This window comes from Citrobacter sp. Cf125 (assembly GCF_030333935.1).
Taxonomy (GTDB): Bacteria; Pseudomonadota; Gammaproteobacteria; order Enterobacterales; family Enterobacteriaceae; genus Citrobacter; species Citrobacter freundii.
In genome coordinates, this window is the sequence record NZ_JAOWEY010000025.1 from 1,129,709 (window position 1) to 1,146,118 (window position 16,410).

The following is a 16,410-nucleotide window of genomic DNA, read 5'->3' on the forward strand; positions in this document are numbered from 1 at the left end:
AATTGTTCTGTGCTCGTCGATATTGTTTAAATTGCGGCGACCTTGTAATTAATATACTGGGCGGCAGCCACAGAACCTACATAGCATGGCGTTTAAGTTACCAGGTATATTGCATAACACACTGTGAAATCGAACTCTGCCAGCCAGTGTTTTGCTGATGTTTTAAAACTGAAGTCAATTATTTTGCAGAAGAGGGGAACAATATTGCATCCACGCTTATTTTACGGCTTGTATCATCTTTAGCTGATGTTTTGACGTGATGTGGCTGCGATAACCAATAAACAACGCCAACAGGAATCCAACAGCGGCTATGCCAGTATCAAACCACATGATGTGAGCAATACTGGTTTCAGAGAGTTTTGCTGTTATCAATGGAATGGTGAAGGTCGCAATGCTGCCCGCGCTGTAGTAAATACCGGTCGCTTTGCCCTTCGCATGCGGAAAGCGTGCGGCCATCAGCGTTAAACCGATTTGCACAACGCCCCCTGCGGAAGAAAAACCGATGACAAACGCAAAGATAATGACAACGATAGGTGTCGGATGCAGACAAACCATCAGCAGTGCGACAAATGAGATAAACGTATACAGCATCAGCATCGATGTCGCGCGTTCTGCTTTTCGCGCCAGCGGGGCGGTGATCAGCACGCACAGTAGAGAGCCGCAGGTATAAATGCTTAACAGTTTGATAGATAACGTATAGGGCATTCCGGCGACAAACTGTCCGTATTGCGCCAGCCACTGGCTTACCAGATAAAATGTCGCCATTGCGATGTAGCCGTACAGGGTGTAACTGGCAAGGTCGAGCAGGGAGCAACGATGTTCAGGTTGTCCGGTTTCCCGTTCAGCCGGTTGAGCCCGGATGACGGTATGAGGCCCGGGATGTGGCGGAAATCGACAGCGAAATAAAAACACACCGTTGAGTATCATAACGGTTGCCGCCAGCAGGAAGGACCAGCCAAACCAAAGTTCGGCCCATACCAGCAGACTGATAATCATTGGCAGCAGGAACTGACCGCTGGAGACGAAGGCTTTTATCAAAATATTGGCCGTGCTGGGTGAGCGGGGGAATGCCTCCATCAGGCTGGGATAGGTTCCGGCATCGAGAAAACTGTTTGCCATTCCCGCTAAAAAACCAAAAGCATAGGCAAGAAAAATACTGTGAGTATTTATGATGCCAATAAAGAAAATCAGGTAGCAGGTCATACCAAGGATAATAAATGGTCTGCGACCATAGCGATCGGAAAGCATCCCTGCTACTAATAAAACGCTTAAGCGGCCGATACCGAGTGAGGAAATAACAATCGAGACGCCCGCGGTATTGGTTTGCCACTGTTGTTCCAGTGAAGACATATTGAGGCTCATCAGAATGACCCCCATGCCGTGCACCAGGTAATTTAGGTACAGCCCTATCGCAGTGGAGAAATAGGTGTTTTTCATAATGTGTTACTCAGCGAAGAGGCTAAATAGATATGGCGTTGCGATCTCTTAACACATACGCTCGAGATCGTGAGCATAGAGTTCAACAGCTGCCGACTGATAGATTTTCCAGTCGAGAAAACCATCGTGGTGATAAACCGCCTGAAAAGCGTTCAGATCGGGGAAAAAACGCATGGTGTTATTCCCAATGCGGTTATTTATTTTGTCGATAATTGCATTAATTCTTAACTTCCTCTTGGCTTTCATTTCTGAACAAATGCGGACAATGTCGTCTGGAATTTCTCTTTCACCCTTTTCCCATTGTTGCCAGGCGACAACATTGTCATCGCGCGCGATATACCTGGCGCTTTCTTCCACCGTCATAGCAAAAATATGGCGGATCGCCTGTAGCTCTAATGCGTTCATTATTTGGTCGCTTCATAAAAGACGGTGGAATAGTAATAACATTGCTGTGGATATTTCGGCTTGAAGAGAGTCACAGTATTTTGTGCAATATTATTTGGTCCTTGACGGGGAAGATAATGTGTTGGTGCGTTAAGGTTGGTGGAGTGGCGTGCGAAGGACAAAAAAAAGCCCATCGTGGGAGATGGGCAAAGACTACACACAGCAATTCGTTGTTTCACTCAGGGGATTTCCATGCTTATAAATCAATGTGTTGATCTAAAGCCATGGGCTAATAGTAGGCATACTGATTTTTTACGTCGATCAGATTCATCTCAATAGTTTAAAAACTGTAAAGAATTTGCGACACAAATGAGTATTGAAAGAGGGATGAAGTTGGTTCTAATCCCGTAAGAGGGAGGGATTGATTAGTATTGTTAAACAATCAGGCGGCGTTGCCGCCTGATGTTGGATTACTTATTGCGTTCGATTTCAGCAATTTCTTCGAGGATTTCATCCGGATTGGTACCTGGCGCAGGGGCTTCGTTTACCCAGGCGGAGAACAGACGCCAGGAAACGGCCAGTACTACTGGACCGATAAACAGACCAATCATGCCGAAGGCAATCAATCCGCCGATGACTCCGGAGAGAATCAGGAGCAGTGGCAAATCGGCACCCATGCGAATCAGCATCGGTCGAATCACGTTATCCAGTGTTCCGACCACGCCGCTCCACACCAGCAGCACGGTGCCCCAGGTTGAATCCCCCGTCCAGTATAGCCAGATAATGGCCGGAATCAGTACCGGTAGCGGCCCCAGTTGCACCAGACATGACAGGATCATCAATACCGCCAGCAGTGTGGCATACGGCACACCGGTTACCGCCAGACCAATACCCCCGAGCACTGCCTGTACCAGAGCGGTGACCACAACGCCTAATGCGACGGCGCGAATGGCTTGTGCTGCCAGCAGAATGGCAGCATCTCCACGTTTTGAGGCAAGACGGCAGGCGAAGTGACGAATACCTAATGCGACTTGTTCACCGCGCCAGTACAACAGGGCACTGAACAGCAGCATCAGGCCACAGTGCATCATAAAGCGGCCGATATGCGCGGCCTGACCGACGAACCAGGTGGTGGTGGTGCCGATATAAGGACGAACCTTGGCCATAATCGCCGAACCGCCCATATCCAGTAAGCTGTGCCATGCGCCATACATTTTGGCACCCACCAGTGGAATGCTGTTCAACCATGCCAGATCCGGTAGTGTCATATCACCTGCGGTTACGGCATGGATCAGCGGCCCACTGCCATCGACGATGCTGTTAACCAGCAGCGCGATGGGGATGATGAACAACAGCACCAGCAACAGTGTCATCACCAGTACGGCAAGTGAACGGCGTCCCCAGAGCAATTTTTGTAAGCGTAGCAGGATAGGCCAGGTTGCAATGACAATCGTGCCTGCCCAGGCAAAACCGAGGATAAAGGGCTGAACAATCCAGAGACAGGCCACAATCAGGATGGCTAAAAACAGCACCGATAGCAGCACTTGTGCAATATCCCTGGGCTGACGGAAATTTACCATAAATACTTTTCACCTTTGTCTTTGCGCCAGAACGTTGACGCGACGTGAATACTTAAATCACACCCTGTAATGATGAGCAATTTCAGCGGTTTTGAACAGGCGGATTCTGCCTGTAAATCTGCTGAGCGTATTAGAAAAAAATGTGATACAACAAACAAAGCAACACGCAAACGATTAAATTCACAACACAGACCGCAGGAAAGGGTCACTATAATGATTCCACAAATTTCTCAGGCACCAGGTGTCGTTCAACTGGTGCTCAACTTTTTGCAGGCGCTGGAGCAGCAAGGATTTACGGGCGATACGGCAACGAGCTATGCCGATCGTCTAACAATGTCGACGGATAACAGTATTTATCAGCTGCTACCTGATGCTGTCGTTTTCCCTCGTTCAACCGCAGATGTGGCGCTAATCGCCCGTCTGGCGGCAGAACCGCTTTTCTCGTCGTTGATTTTTACCCCGCGCGGCGGCGGCACCGGGACCAACGGTCAGGCGCTGAACCAGGGCATTATTGTTGATATGTCCCGCTATATGAGCCGCATTATTGAAATCAACCCGCAAGAAGGTTGGGTGCGGGTAGAAGCCGGGGTGATAAAAGATCAGCTCAACCAGTTTCTGAAGCCTTACGGCTATTTCTTTGCCCCGGAATTATCCACCAGTAACCGGGCAACACTCGGCGGGATGATCAACACCGATGCGTCCGGGCAAGGATCGTTGGTTTACGGTAAAACTTCCGATCATGTGTTGGGCATCCGTGCGGTGCTGATGGGCGGTGATATTCTTGATACTCAGCCAATGCCGATCGAGCTTGCCGAAATGCTGGGGAAAAGCAATACCACCATTGGCCGCATCTATAAGACCGTTTATGAACGTTGTCGCGATAACCGACAGCTGATCATGGATAAATTCCCGAAACTTAATCGCTTCCTGACCGGGTACGATCTACGGCACGTCTTTAACGATGAGATGACCGAATTTGATTTAACCCGCATTCTCACCGGCTCTGAAGGTACGCTCGCGTTTATCACCGAAGCCCGTCTGGATATCACCCCGCTACCAAAAGTCAGACAACTGGTTAACGTCAAGTACGACTCTTTCGACTCGGCGTTGCGTAATGCCCCGGTGATGGTGGAAGCACGCGCATTGTCGGTAGAAACTGTTGACTCCAAAGTACTCAATCTGGCGCGGGAAGATATCGTCTGGCACTCGGTAAGTGAATTGATTACCGATGTACCTGATAAAGAGATGCTGGGTCTGAACATTGTAGAGTTTGCCGGTGACGACGAAGTATTGATTAATTCGCAGGTCAGCGCACTGTGTGAACGTCTGGATGGCTTAATCGCTCGTCAGGAAGCGGGTGTCATTGGCTGGCAGCTGTGTACCGAACTGGCGGGAGTCGAACGAATTTACGCCATGCGCAAAAAGGCAGTCGGTCTGCTGGGCAATGCAAAAGGTTCCGCGAAGCCAATTCCGTTTGCCGAGGATACCTGCGTTCCGCCGGAGCATCTGGCGGACTATATTGCCGAGTTCCGCGCGCTACTCGACAGCCACGCTCTGAGTTACGGCATGTTTGGTCATGTAGACGCAGGCGTGCTGCATGTCAGACCGGCGTTGGATATGTGTGACCCGCAGCAGGAAGTGCTGATGAAACGCATTTCTGATGATGTTGTGGCGCTGACGGCGAAATATGGCGGTTTGCTGTGGGGCGAGCATGGGAAAGGTTTTCGTGCAGAATATAGCCCGGCGTTCTTCGGCGAGGAGCTGTATCGCGAACTGCGCAAAGTGAAATCGGTGTTTGATCCGCAAAACCGGCTGAATCCTGGGAAAATCTGTCCACCGGAAGACGTAGATGCGCCGATGATGAAAGTGGACGCGGTGAAACGCGGAACGTATGACCGTCAGATCCCTCTGGCCGTACGCCAGGAGTGGCGCGGGGCAATGGAGTGTAACGGCAACGGGTTATGCTTTAACTTCGATGCGAAAAGCCCTATGTGTCCGTCGATGAAAATCAGCCTCAACCGTATTCATTCGCCAAAAGGGCGAGCCACGTTAGTGCGTGAATGGCTGCGTTTGTTAGCGGATCGCGGGATTGACCCAATACAGCTGGAAAAAGAGCTACCGGAAAAACGCGCCAGTTTACGTTCGCTGATTGCCCGTACCCGCAACAGCTGGCATGCGCGCAAGGGTGAATACGATTTCTCACACGAAGTAAAAGAGGCGATGTCAGGTTGCCTGGCGTGTAAAGCCTGTTCCACCCAGTGTCCAATTAAAATTGATGTACCGGAGTTCCGTTCGCGCTTCCTCCAGCTGTACCACACGCGTTATCTGCGCCCGTTGCGCGATCACATGGTGGCGACCGTTGAGAGCTATGCGCCGTTAATGGCACGAGCGGCCAAAACGTTTAACTTCTTCATCAACCAGCCGCTGGTGCGAAACCTGGCTAAAAAGCACATTGGAATGGTTGATTTACCTCTGTTGTCTGCACCGTCGCTGCAACGCCAACTGGTGGGGCATCGCTCCGCCAATATGACGTTGGAACAGCTCGAATTACTCAGCCTTGAGCAAAAAGCCCGTACGGTGCTGGTGGTGCAGGACCCTTTCACCAGCTATTACGATGCGCAGGTGGTTGCTGACTTTATACGTCTGGTAGAGAAGCTGGGCATGCAGCCGGTACTGCTGCCGTTTTCGCCAAACGGCAAGGCGCAGCACATTAAAGGCTTCTTAAACCGTTTTGCCAAAACGGCGAAAAAGACATCCGAGTTTCTTAACCGGGTAGCGAAGCTGAATATTCCGATGGTGGGTGTTGATCCGGCGCTGGTGCTTTGTTATCGCGATGAATACAAGATGGTGCTGGGTGAACAACGGGGGGATTTCCATGTGTTGCTAGCCAACGAATGGTTATCGAAAGCTGTGGAAGCACAGCAGCCAGTCGCTGTTGGCGGTGAACCGTGGTACTTCTTTGGCCACTGTACCGAAGTGACGGCCTTGCCGGGCGCTCCTGCACAGTGGGCGGCTATTTTTGCTCGCTTTGGCGCAAAGCTGGAGAACGTCAGCGTGGGATGCTGTGGTATGGCTGGCACCTACGGCCACGAGGTAAAGAATCACCAAAACTCATTGGGGATCTATGAGTTATCATGGCACCAGGCAATGCAACGATTGCCACGTAACCGTTGTCTGGCTACCGGGTACTCCTGTCGCAGTCAGGTTAAACGCGTTGAAGGTACGGGCGTTCGCCACCCATTACAGGCACTGCTGGAGATTATAGGATGATCTGGAAACGTGAAGTCACACTCGAGGCGCTCAATGCCATGGGTGAAGGAAATATGGTTGGGCTGCTCGATATTCGTTTTGTGCACATTGGTGACGATACGCTGGAAGCTACAATGCCGGTGGACCATCGCACCAAACAACCCTTTGGGTTGCTGCACGGCGGCGCATCCGTGGTGCTGGCGGAAAGTATTGGTTCAGTAGCGGGATACCTGTGTACTCAGGGTGAGCAGAAAGTGGTGGGCCTGGAGATCAACGCCAACCATATCCGTTCTGCGCGGGAAGGGCACGTCAGGGGCGTATGTCGCGCGTTACATACCGGCTCTCGTCACCAGGTTTGGCAAATAGAGATCTTCGATGAGCAGGGACGATTGTGCTGTACTTCGCGTCTGACGACCGCAATTTTGTGATGCATATTGCTTTTGGTCATTATCTGCACAGGGAATGGTGTTATACTGTGCAGGTTTTGAACACAAGCGAGGATGATATGTCTACCCAATTAGACCCTGCCCAACTGGCAATAGAATTTTTACGTCGTGATAAAACCGATCTTTCACCGGCTCAGTACCTGAAAAGGCTAAAACAGCTTGAGCTGGAGTTTGCAGATCTGTTGGCGCTCTCTTCAACTGAACTGAAAGAAGAGATCTATTTTGCCTGGCGCATGGGCGTTCATTGATTCCGGTATGCTTATCGTAACGAAACCCCGACACGTGTTCGGGGTTATTTTGGCCTTAAATCTTCATTACCACTTCATCTCACCGCTGTTAACCTTCGCACTTAGTTCCAGCGAGCTTGCGTCTGCCAGACCTGGCCATGCTGCCGTCATGGTTTTAATCACATAATCCGATCCTTTCTTCTCCCCTAACGCCTGCTCAAACGACTGCAAATAGTCCTGGGTGAAGCGAATAGCTTTATCGCCGGTTGGGCGTTCGCCAATGTAATGACCCGGGACCACTTGAGTGGGCTGTAAGCTCTGCATTTCGCTCAGTACGTTACGCCATGCACTACGCTGTTCTTCAGACTGTGTATCCGCCGTCCAGACATGAATACCTGAAGCCACGCCTGTGCCGCCAATAATGGCCCGATTCGCCGGGATCCAGATATACGCTGCATAATCGTTGGAGTGACGCAGTTCCAGCGGTTCACCATCAACCGTGAACTGCGTTTGCGTCGTCGCCTGCGGAACGGTGAGCGATGTTGGCGCGCCGTCCTTCATTTGCGGGCCCCAGAATTGCAGTTTGGCCTCTTTGGTGGCGCGGATATGGTCTACCACCTGCGGTGTTGCCAGAACTTTTACCTGTGGGAAAGCGTTGACGATAGGTTGCAGACCGAAATAGAAATCCGGATCGCCGGAAGTGATCACGATAGCCTTCAGCGTTTTACCGCTGGCGCGAATCATCTGCACCAGCTGTTCGCCATCTTTGGTGCTGAACTGGGCGTCAAACAAAATCGCCTCTTTGGGGCCAGACACCAGCGTCGAAGAGACCGGGAAAATACCCTTCTCCTGCGGATTATAGACGTCCAGCTGTAGCGGTGCGGCGAAAGCTGAAGACGCAAACAGAGGTAACAGCAGGGCCAGAGATTTAACTTTCATACCAGGTAACCTTATGCAGGGAATTGTCTTTTGATAGTTCCCGTATTTTAAGCATATTCGTATCTGTTAGAATTCCCTCATTAGGACATGCTGAGTTTCATAAAACGATCGGATGGGATGCAATGGACAGAGTGATGGCGGCAACGGTATTTAACCATATCTGTGATTTGGGCAGTCTGAGCGCCGCTGCACGTGCATTGGGGCTTTCCCGTCCGATGGTCAGTCGTTACCTCGACGAGATGGAAAAATGGGCAGGCGCAAGGCTTATCCATCGCTCATCGCGTCGCTTAACGATCACGCCAGCGGGTGAAGAGGCATTACTGAAAACGCGTTCTCTGGCGCAACTTTCGCTGGATATTGGTGCCGCCAGTGGCGCGCAAATTCCCTCGGGCACGCTACGTGTGGCCTGCGCCCATTTTACCGCCATGCATATTCTTGCTCCGGTTCTGCCGGCGTTTATGGAGCAATATCCGCAATTACGTATTGAGGTGGAGATCAATAATCAACCGGTAAGCCTTGTGGGGGAACGCATCGATGTGGCGATCCGCATAACGGATAATCCCGAGCCAGGAACCATCGCCCGTCGGTTGGGCGACTGTAAATCGGTACTTTGCGCGTCCGCAGATTATCTGCATCAACATGGCACGCCTGAGACAGTCGACGATCTCACTCGGCACAATTGCCTGTACTACAGCGGTTTTGCCGGACAATCCTGGCACTTTTTGGATGCCCAGGGGCAGTCTGTCTCCGTTGCAATCAAAGGGAATTTGAGTGCAGGGATCTCTTCGCTGCTCTGCGAGTCGGCGGTGGCAGGAATGGGAATCGCGTTGGTGCCAGAACTGGAAGCGCAGGAAGGGCTGGCGCAGGGAGCGTTAATTCGATTACTGCCAGAACTTCAACCTAAATGCTTACCAATTTATGGCTTATACCTTTCTCGGGAGCATCAGCCTGCGGGGCTACGTTTGCTGCTGGATGCGCTTAGTGGGGCGGCGCAATGCTAAAAAGGTAGCTAAACGTGCTCACAAAATAGTCAAACCGCAAGTTGTGTTAAAAAAAACTTAACGGTGTATGAGACTATTCTTATCGCCCCTTCAAGAGCTAAGCCATCGTGAGTGCCGGAGATAAGCGCCGGATGGGGCCGGAACCCTTAAGCCTGCCAGCAAGCAGACTTAAGGGTTTTTTGTCATTAGCATATTATTTGAATAGTTGTTTTCCCTGTTTTTATCCCTACCTATCCCTTAAATAGACATTATCTATACATCTTTTAATCTTTGACCTGCCTGAACGATTAGATTTCTATAATCCATTATTAATCAATGCATTGAACAAATAATTCCATTCCTGTAAACCCTCGCTGCAGGGTCTATGCTTAGTAAAAGTAGTCAAAAAGGGCGGTTAACCCGAATGCCCCTGCTGTTGAGGGGTTGAAGTGATAATCATTATCACTAACATGTTGTTATAGCTTAAAAGCTAGTGACTCGAGGTAACCCTATGGAATTGCATTCAGGAACATTTAACCCGGACGATTTTGCCTGGCGTGGACTGACGTTAACACCTGCGGCTGCGGCGCATATCCGTGAACTGGTGGCAAAGCAACCCGACATGTTGGGCGTACGCCTGGGCGTGAAGCAAACGGGATGCGCGGGATTCGGCTACGTGCTGGATACCGTGCGCGAGGCCCCAAAAGACGATCTCCTGTTTGAAACGGATGGCGCCAGACTGTATGTGCCTTTACAGGCGATGCCGTTCATCGACGGCACAGAAGTCGATTTCGTTCGCGAAGGATTAAATCAGTTATTTAAATTTCATAACCCGAAAGCCCAGAACGAATGCGGCTGTGGCGAAAGTTTTGGGGTATAGGCGGTACTATGTCACGTAATACAGAAGCAACTGACGATGTCAACACCTGGGCTGGCGGGCACCTTAATTACAAAGAGGGCTTCTTCACCCAACTGCAAACCGATGAGCTGGCGAAAGGGATCAACGAAGAGGTCGTGCGCGCGATTTCGGCAAAACGTAATGAACCCGACTGGATGCTGGAATTCCGCCTGAATGCCTTTCGGGCATGGCTGACCATGGAAGAGCCGCACTGGCTAAAAGCGCACTACGACAAGCTGAATTATCAGGAGTACAGCTATTATTCCGCACCGTCCTGCGGTAACTGCGATGAAACCTGCGCATCTGAGCCGGGAGCGGTGCAGCAAACGGGGGCGAATGCGTTTTTAAGCAAAGAGGTTGAGGATGCCTTTGAACAGCTTGGCGTACCGGTCCGTGAAGGCAAAGAGGTGGCGGTTGATGCTATTTTTGACTCGGTATCGGTGGCGACCACCTATCGCGACAAACTGGCGGAACAGGGCATTATTTTCTGTTCGTTCGGTGAGGCGATTCACGATCATCCTGAGCTGGTAAAACAATATCTGGGCACCGTGGTTCCAGGTAATGACAACTTCTTTGCCGCGCTGAATGCAGCGGTGGCATCTGACGGCACGTTTATTTATGTACCGAAAGGCGTGCGTTGCCCCATGGAACTGTCGACCTATTTCCGTATCAATGCAGAAAAAACCGGGCAGTTTGAACGCACCATTCTGGTCGCGGATGAGGGCAGCTACGTCAGCTATATCGAGGGCTGTTCGGCTCCGGTGCGCGACAGCTACCAGCTGCATGCCGCGGTGGTAGAAGTCATCATCCACAAAGATGCCGAAGTGAAATACTCGACGGTGCAAAACTGGTTCCCCGGGGATGGTAACACCGGCGGCATTTTGAACTTCGTCACCAAGCGCGCTCTGTGCGAAGGTGAAAACAGCAAAATGTCATGGACGCAGTCGGAAACCGGCTCGGCCATTACCTGGAAATACCCAAGTTGCATTTTGCGTGGCGACAACTCTATCGGCGAATTCTACTCCGTGGCCCTGACCAGTGGTCATCAGCAGGCCGATACAGGCACCAAGATGATCCACATCGGTAAAAACACCAAATCGACCATTATCTCGAAAGGGATCTCCGCCGGACACAGCCAGAACAGCTATCGCGGTTTAGTGAAAATCATGCCGACCGCCACCAATGCCCGCAACTATACCCAATGTGACTCGATGTTGATCGGGGCGGATTGCGGAGCGCACACATTCCCATATGTGGAGTGTCGTAACAACAGCGCCCAGCTTGAGCACGAAGCCACGACGTCGCGCATTGGTGAAGATCAGCTGTTTTACTGCCTGCAGCGCGGTATCAGCGAAGAGGATGCCATTTCGATGATCGTGAATGGTTTCTGTAAAGACGTGTTCTCTGAACTGCCGCTGGAATTTGCCGTGGAAGCGCAAAAACTTCTCGCCATAAGTCTTGAACACAGCGTCGGTTAAAATTTAAGGAAAGCACATGTTAAGCATCAAAGATTTACAGGTCAGTGTGGAAGATAAGGCGATCCTGCGTGGGCTGAGTCTTGAAATTCGCCCCGGAGAAGTGCACGCCATTATGGGGCCAAATGGTTCCGGGAAAAGTACGCTTTCCGCCACCCTGGCCGGACGTGATGACTATGAAGTCACCGGCGGGACGGTAGAATTCAACGGTAAGGATTTACTGGAACTGTCACCGGAAGACCGGGCCGGCGAAGGGATCTTTATGGCATTCCAGTATCCGGTGGAAATCCCCGGCGTCAGTAATCAGTTTTTCCTGCAAACGGCACTGAATGCGGTGCGCACCTACCGTGGTGAAGAGTCGCTGGACAGGTTTGACTTCCAGGATCTGATGGAAGAAAAAATTGCGTTGCTGAAGATGCCGGAAGATTTGCTCACGCGTTCGGTCAACGTTGGTTTCTCCGGCGGTGAGAAAAAGCGTAATGACATATTGCAAATGGCGGTGCTGGAGCCTCAGTTGTGCATTCTGGATGAGTCGGACTCCGGGCTGGATATCGATGCGCTGAAAATCGTCGCCGACGGCGTGAACTCACTACGCGACGGGCAACGCTCATTCATTATCGTCACCCATTATCAACGCATTCTGGACTATATCAAACCCGATTATGTTCACGTTCTCTACCAGGGGCGAATAGTGAAGTCCGGTGATTTTACGCTGGTCAAACAACTTGAGGAGCAAGGTTATGGCTGGCTTAGCGAACAGCAGTAACGTGCTGCAACAGTGGCACCATCTGTTTGAAACGCAAGGTGAGACGCGCTCGCAACATGCCCAGCAGCATCTGCAGCAGATGCTGCGTCTGGGGCTGCCAACGCGTAAGCATGAGGACTGGAAATACACGCCGCTGGAGGGGCTAACCAATAGCCAGTTTGTCAGTCATGTCACTGAGATAACGTCAGCCCAGTGTGAAGCGTTAGCGCCGGCAATTGATGCCATACGACTGGTATTTGTCGACGGGCAATTCTCACCAACGCTGAGCGACAGAGCGGAAGGTAGTGGTTTTAACATTACCATTGACGATGCGCGCCAGATGCTGCCAGCGGCTATCCAACCGGAAGTGTTTCTGCACCTGACCGAAAGCCTGTCGCGTAGCGTCACTCACATTCAGGTGAAACGTAACCAGCGCCCAGCGAAACCGCTGCTGCTACTGCACATTACCCAGGGGCTGGCGGGCGATGAGGTGAACACGGCGCACTATCGCCACCATCTGGAGCTGGCGGAAGGCGCAGAAGCCACCGTTATTGAACACTATGTCAGCCTCAGCGAGCTTCGCCATTTCACCGGCGCACGTTTAACCATGAATGTCGCGGCGAATGCGCACTTGCGCCACATCAAACTGGCGTTTGAGAACCCACAGAGCCACCATTTCGCGCACAATGACATTCAATTGGGGGCGGATGCCACGGCCGCCAGCCACAGTTTTTTACTCGGTGATGCGGTGCTGCGTCATAACACCAGCACCCAGCTTAACGGCGAAAACACCACGCTTCGGCTCAACAGCCTGGCAATGCCGGTGAAAAATGAAGTCTGCGACACCCGCACCTGGCTTGAGCATAACAAAGGATATTGCAACAGCCGCCAGCTGCATAAAACGATCGTCAGCGATAAGGGGCGGGCGGTATTCAATGGCCTGATCAACGTCGCTCAGCACGCTATTAAAACCGATGGCCAGATGACCAATAATAATTTGCTGCTCGGTAAACTGGCGGAAGTGGATACCAAGCCGCAGCTTGAAATCTATGCCGACGACGTGAAATGCAGTCACGGGGCGACGGTAGGGCGGATCGACGACGAGCAGATGTTCTATTTGCGTTCGCGCGGGATCGGCCAGCAAGATGCCCAACAAATGATTCTCTATGCGTTTGCCGCTGAGCTAACGGAAGCCCTGGGCGAGGAAACGCTGAAACAACAGGTACTGGCACGGATCGCCCAACGCTTGCCGGGAGGCGTAGCATGACATTTCCCATTGAAAAAGTGCGGGCCGATTTTCCGGTTCTGACGCGTGAAGTGAATGGTTTACCGTTGGCGTATCTGGATAGCGCGGCCAGCGCGCAAAAGCCGAACCAGGTGATTGATGCCGAAGCCGAGTTCTACCGTCACGGCTATGCGGCGGTCCACCGCGGTATCCATACGCTGAGCGCTCAGGCTACGGAAAAAATGGAGAATGTGCGCAAGCTCGCTTCGCTGTTTATTAACGCCCGCTCCGCCGAAGAGCTGGTGTTTGTTCGCGGTACGACGGAGGGCATCAACCTGGTGGCGAACAGCTGGGGCAGCAGCAATGTGCGGGAGGGCGATAACATTCTCATCAGCGAAATGGAGCACCATGCCAATATTGTGCCCTGGCAGATGCTGTGTGCCCGCGTAGGTGCAGAACTGCGCGTTATCCCGCTCAATGACGATGGTACGTTGCAGCTGGAAACGCTGCCGGCGCTGTTTGACGATCGCACGAAGCTGCTGGCGATTACCCACGTATCTAACGTGCTGGGCACGGAAAACCCGTTGGGTGAGATGATCGCGCTGGCGCATCAATACGGCGCGAAAGTGCTGGTAGATGGTGCGCAGGCGGTGATGCATCATCAGGTGGATGTGCAGGCGCTGGATTGCGATTTTTATGTTTTCTCCGGGCATAAACTTTACGGTCCAACCGGTATTGGCGTTCTGTATGCCAGAGAGTCGCTGCTGCAGGAGATGCCGCCGTGGGAAGGCGGTGGTTCAATGATTGCGACGGTGAGTTTGAGTCAGGGAACGACGTGGGCCAAAGCGCCCTGGCGGTTTGAAGCCGGAACGCCAAACACCGGGGGCATTATCGGACTCGGCGCGGCTATTGAATATGTTTCAGCGCTGGGGCTGACTGAAATCAGCGAATATGAACAGTTCATGATGCGCTATGCGTTGGAACAGCTGGCGGATGTGCCGGATTTAACAATCTACGGACCGGATAACCGTCTGGGTGTGATTGCGTTTAACCTCGGCAAGCATCACGCCTATGACGTCGGGAGTTTTCTCGATAACTATGGCATCGCCGTGCGGACGGGGCATCACTGCGCAATGCCGCTGATGGCCTTTTATAACGTTCCTGCGATGTGCCGGGCGTCGATTGCAATGTATAACACCCATGAAGAAGTGGATCGCCTGGTAACGGGCCTCAAGCGTATTCACCATTTACTGGGCTAACAGGGAGGCGTTATGGCTGCGCTACCGGATAAAGAAAAGTTGTTGCGTAATTTTCTGCGTTGCGCTAATTGGGAAGAGAAATACCTGTACATTATTGAACTGGGTCAGCGTTTGCCGGAACTAAACGATGACTTACGCTGCCCGGAAAATAGCATTCAGGGATGCCAAAGCCAGGTATGGATTGTTATGCGTCAGAATGGCGAAGGGATTATTGAATTACAGGGCGACAGTGATGCGGCAATTGTGAAAGGGCTTATTGCCGTGGTATTCATTTTGTATGATCGCATGACGGCTCAGGATATTGTGAATTTTGATGTGCGCCCGTGGTTTGAAAAAATGGCGCTCGCACAGCATCTCACACCGTCTCGTTCACAAGGGCTGGAGGCGATGATTCGGGCTATTCGCGCCAAAGCCGCAACTCTTAGCTAAACTGATAAAACACGTCAACTTTCAGACCGACTTGAAAGCGTTCGTGTAAGGCAACGCAGTGACTCGTAGGCCGGATCGGGCGCTCGCCGCCGTCCGGCAAGAACGCCAGGGGGGTGAGTGAGTATGAAACGCGCGTCTGTTATTACGTTAATGCTAATCGGCGCCTACAGCGCTATTCAGGCCGCATGGGCGGTCGATTATCCTTTGCCCCAGGCGAACAGCCGCCTTGTTGGGCAAAACCAAACCTACACCGTGCAGGAAGGCGATAAAAACCTACAGGCGATAGCCCGTAAGTTTGATACCGCTGCAATGCTGATCCTTGAAGCCAACAATACTATTGCCCCCGTACCTAAACCCGGAACGCTGATCACTATTCCCTCACAATTACTGCTACCGGATGCACCACGCGAAGGCATTATTGTGAATCTGGCGGAACTGCGTCTGTATTACTTCCCGCCGGGAGAGAATATTGTTCAGGTATTCCCGATTGGTATCGGTTTGCAGGGGCTGGAAACGCCGGTAATGGAAACCCGGGTTGGGCAGAAAATCCCGAATCCAACCTGGACCCCTACACCAGGCATCCGTAAACGCTCTCTGGAGCGTGGCATCACATTACCGCCTGTTGTACCTGCCGGACCAAATAACCCGTTAGGACGCTTTGCACTGCGTCTGGCGCATGGAAACGGTGAATATCTGATCCATGGCACCAGCGCACCGGACAGCGTGGGCCTGCGAGTGAGTTCTGGGTGTATTCGCATGAACGCGCCGGATATCAAAGCGTTGTTTGCTCAGGTCCGCACAGGCACGCCGGTCAGGGTGATTAATGAGCCGATAAAATATTCGATAGAGCCGAACGGTATGAGGTATGTCGAAGTGCATCGACCGCTGTCGCCTGAAGAGGAACAAAACGTCCAGACCATGCCGTATGTGTTACCAGCCGGCTTTACCCAGTTTAAAGACAATAAAGCGGTGGATAACAGTCTGGTGGAAAGGGCGTTGTATCGTCGTGCAGGTTATCCGGTCACCGTCACTGCCGGGCAAGCATCGGTCGCGAGCAATGGGCCAGAAGTGAAGTCTGCGCAAAATGGTGTGCCGGGAGAAGATGCTGAGGTGCGCGCTACGCAATAACAGGGAAGG

15 protein-coding genes and 1 other RNA gene are annotated in these 16,410 nt (G+C 51.9%); 11 read left to right on the forward strand and 5 right to left on the reverse strand.

Going from position 1 to position 16,410, the window contains the following annotated elements:
• Window positions 1-216: 216 nt before the first annotated feature.
• The 4 genes from OGV89_RS22135 to ydiK all read right to left on the reverse strand — a co-directional run bounded on the left by OGV89_RS22135 (window position 217) and on the right by ydiK (window position 3,401).
• Window positions 217-1,437, reverse strand: a complete 1,221-nt coding sequence (locus OGV89_RS22135) for an MFS transporter (protein ID WP_286559317.1) — start codon at window positions 1,435-1,437, stop codon at window positions 217-219.
• A gap of 48 nt (window positions 1,438-1,485) precedes the next feature.
• On the reverse strand, window positions 1,486-1,842 hold the full coding sequence (locus tag OGV89_RS22140) for a YdiL family protein (protein ID WP_003836596.1): 357 nt from the start codon (window positions 1,840-1,842) through the stop codon (window positions 1,486-1,488).
• Window positions 1,843-1,999: 157 nt separating this feature from the next.
• An RNA gene (gene rprA / locus OGV89_RS22145) (antisense sRNA RprA) lies at window positions 2,000-2,107 on the reverse strand.
• A 184-nt stretch (window positions 2,108-2,291) separates the two neighbouring features.
• Entirely contained in the window at window positions 2,292-3,401 is a 1,110-nt protein-coding gene (ydiK, locus tag OGV89_RS22150) for an AI-2E family transporter YdiK (RefSeq protein WP_003030544.1), read from the reverse strand.
• 213 nt (window positions 3,402-3,614) lie between these two features.
• On the opposite strand from ydiK, the gene ydiJ reads away from it, so the two are divergent.
• The 3 genes from ydiJ (at window position 3,615) to OGV89_RS22165 (ending at window position 7,344) form a co-directional block, all read left to right on the forward strand.
• On the forward strand, window positions 3,615-6,671 hold the full coding sequence (gene ydiJ / locus OGV89_RS22155) for a D-2-hydroxyglutarate dehydrogenase YdiJ (RefSeq protein WP_286559319.1): 3,057 nt from the start codon (window positions 3,615-3,617) through the stop codon (window positions 6,669-6,671).
• On the forward strand, window positions 6,668-7,078 hold the full coding sequence (menI, locus tag OGV89_RS22160) for a 1,4-dihydroxy-2-naphthoyl-CoA hydrolase (protein WP_003030541.1): 411 nt from the start codon (window positions 6,668-6,670) through the stop codon (window positions 7,076-7,078). Before ydiJ ends, menI begins: the two co-directional genes overlap by 4 nt.
• A 77-nt stretch (window positions 7,079-7,155) precedes the next feature.
• The gene (locus OGV89_RS22165) at window positions 7,156-7,344 is read left to right on the forward strand and encodes a YdiH family protein (protein WP_003030540.1); all 189 of its coding nucleotides are present in this window, start codon (window positions 7,156-7,158) and stop codon (window positions 7,342-7,344) included.
• A gap of 66 nt (window positions 7,345-7,410) precedes the next feature.
• On the opposite strand, the gene OGV89_RS22170 is transcribed toward OGV89_RS22165, so the two are convergent.
• Complete coding sequence (locus tag OGV89_RS22170; protein ID WP_172750559.1) at window positions 7,411-8,262, reverse strand: Vmh family MBL fold metallo-hydrolase; 852 nt, start codon at window positions 8,260-8,262, stop codon at window positions 7,411-7,413.
• A 122-nt stretch (window positions 8,263-8,384) separates the two neighbouring features.
• On the opposite strand from OGV89_RS22170, the gene OGV89_RS22175 reads away from it, so the two are divergent.
• The 8 genes from OGV89_RS22175 to ldtE all read left to right on the forward strand — a co-directional run bounded on the left by OGV89_RS22175 (window position 8,385) and on the right by ldtE (window position 16,401).
• Window positions 8,385-9,263 carry a LysR family transcriptional regulator gene (locus OGV89_RS22175; RefSeq protein WP_008323864.1) on the forward strand — a complete coding sequence of 293 codons (879 nt, stop codon included), beginning with the start codon at window positions 8,385-8,387 and terminating at the stop codon, window positions 9,261-9,263.
• A 490-nt stretch (window positions 9,264-9,753) separates the two neighbouring features.
• Window positions 9,754-10,122: a Fe-S cluster assembly scaffold SufA gene (gene sufA / locus OGV89_RS22180; RefSeq protein WP_193339279.1), complete on the forward strand. Its 369-nt coding sequence runs from the start codon at window positions 9,754-9,756 to the stop codon at window positions 10,120-10,122.
• An 8-nt stretch (window positions 10,123-10,130) separates the two neighbouring features.
• Window positions 10,131-11,618: a Fe-S cluster assembly protein SufB gene (gene sufB, locus OGV89_RS22185; RefSeq protein WP_003836585.1), complete on the forward strand. Its 1,488-nt coding sequence runs from the start codon at window positions 10,131-10,133 to the stop codon at window positions 11,616-11,618.
• A gap of 16 nt (window positions 11,619-11,634) precedes the next feature.
• Window positions 11,635-12,381, forward strand: coding sequence for a Fe-S cluster assembly ATPase SufC (gene sufC, locus OGV89_RS22190; RefSeq protein WP_003029383.1), 747 nt, complete (start codon window positions 11,635-11,637; stop codon window positions 12,379-12,381).
• Window positions 12,356-13,627 carry a Fe-S cluster assembly protein SufD gene (sufD, locus tag OGV89_RS22195; protein ID WP_200003172.1) on the forward strand — a complete coding sequence of 424 codons (1,272 nt, stop codon included), beginning with the start codon at window positions 12,356-12,358 and terminating at the stop codon, window positions 13,625-13,627. Before sufC ends, sufD begins: the two co-directional genes overlap by 26 nt.
• The gene (sufS, locus tag OGV89_RS22200; RefSeq protein ID WP_286559323.1) at window positions 13,624-14,844 is read left to right on the forward strand and encodes a cysteine desulfurase SufS; all 1,221 of its coding nucleotides are present in this window, start codon (window positions 13,624-13,626) and stop codon (window positions 14,842-14,844) included. Before sufD ends, sufS begins: the two co-directional genes overlap by 4 nt.
• Window positions 14,845-14,856: 12 nt before the next feature.
• Complete coding sequence (sufE, locus tag OGV89_RS22205; RefSeq protein ID WP_003029378.1) at window positions 14,857-15,273, forward strand: cysteine desulfuration protein SufE; 417 nt, start codon at window positions 14,857-14,859, stop codon at window positions 15,271-15,273.
• A 123-nt stretch (window positions 15,274-15,396) separates the two neighbouring features.
• A complete protein-coding gene (gene ldtE / locus OGV89_RS22210; RefSeq protein WP_003029376.1) occupies window positions 15,397-16,401 on the forward strand; it encodes a L,D-transpeptidase LdtE in 1,005 nt (334 codons plus the stop codon).
• The last annotated feature ends 9 nt before the right edge of the window (window positions 16,402-16,410 follow it).

Excerpts from the sequence above, each read along its gene's own strand:
- ydiJ (WP_286559319.1), top strand. The coding sequence starts at position 3,615 with ATGATTCCACAAATTTCTCAGGCACCAGGTGTCGTTCAACTGGTGCTC.
- sufC (WP_003029383.1), top strand. The coding sequence starts at position 11,635 with ATGTTAAGCATCAAAGATTTACAGGTCAGTGTGGAAGATAAGGCGATC.
- sufA (WP_193339279.1), top strand. The coding sequence starts at position 9,754 with ATGGAATTGCATTCAGGAACATTTAACCCGGACGATTTTGCCTGGCGT.
- OGV89_RS22135 (WP_286559317.1), bottom strand. The coding sequence starts at position 1,437 with ATGAAAAACACCTATTTCTCCACTGCGATAGGGCTGTACCTAAATTAC.
- menI (WP_003030541.1), top strand. The coding sequence starts at position 6,668 with ATGATCTGGAAACGTGAAGTCACACTCGAGGCGCTCAATGCCATGGGT.
- sufS (WP_286559323.1), top strand. The coding sequence starts at position 13,624 with ATGACATTTCCCATTGAAAAAGTGCGGGCCGATTTTCCGGTTCTGACG.
- OGV89_RS22140 (WP_003836596.1), bottom strand. The coding sequence starts at position 1,842 with ATGAACGCATTAGAGCTACAGGCGATCCGCCATATTTTTGCTATGACG.
- sufB (WP_003836585.1), top strand. The coding sequence starts at position 10,131 with ATGTCACGTAATACAGAAGCAACTGACGATGTCAACACCTGGGCTGGC.
- sufD (WP_200003172.1), top strand. The coding sequence starts at position 12,356 with ATGGCTGGCTTAGCGAACAGCAGTAACGTGCTGCAACAGTGGCACCAT.
- ydiK (WP_003030544.1), bottom strand. The coding sequence starts at position 3,401 with ATGGTAAATTTCCGTCAGCCCAGGGATATTGCACAAGTGCTGCTATCG.
- OGV89_RS22165 (WP_003030540.1), top strand. The coding sequence starts at position 7,156 with ATGTCTACCCAATTAGACCCTGCCCAACTGGCAATAGAATTTTTACGT.
- OGV89_RS22175 (WP_008323864.1), top strand. The coding sequence starts at position 8,385 with ATGGACAGAGTGATGGCGGCAACGGTATTTAACCATATCTGTGATTTG.
- sufE (WP_003029378.1), top strand. The coding sequence starts at position 14,857 with ATGGCTGCGCTACCGGATAAAGAAAAGTTGTTGCGTAATTTTCTGCGT.
- OGV89_RS22170 (WP_172750559.1), bottom strand. The coding sequence starts at position 8,262 with ATGAAAGTTAAATCTCTGGCCCTGCTGTTACCTCTGTTTGCGTCTTCA.
- ldtE (WP_003029376.1), top strand. The coding sequence starts at position 15,397 with ATGAAACGCGCGTCTGTTATTACGTTAATGCTAATCGGCGCCTACAGC.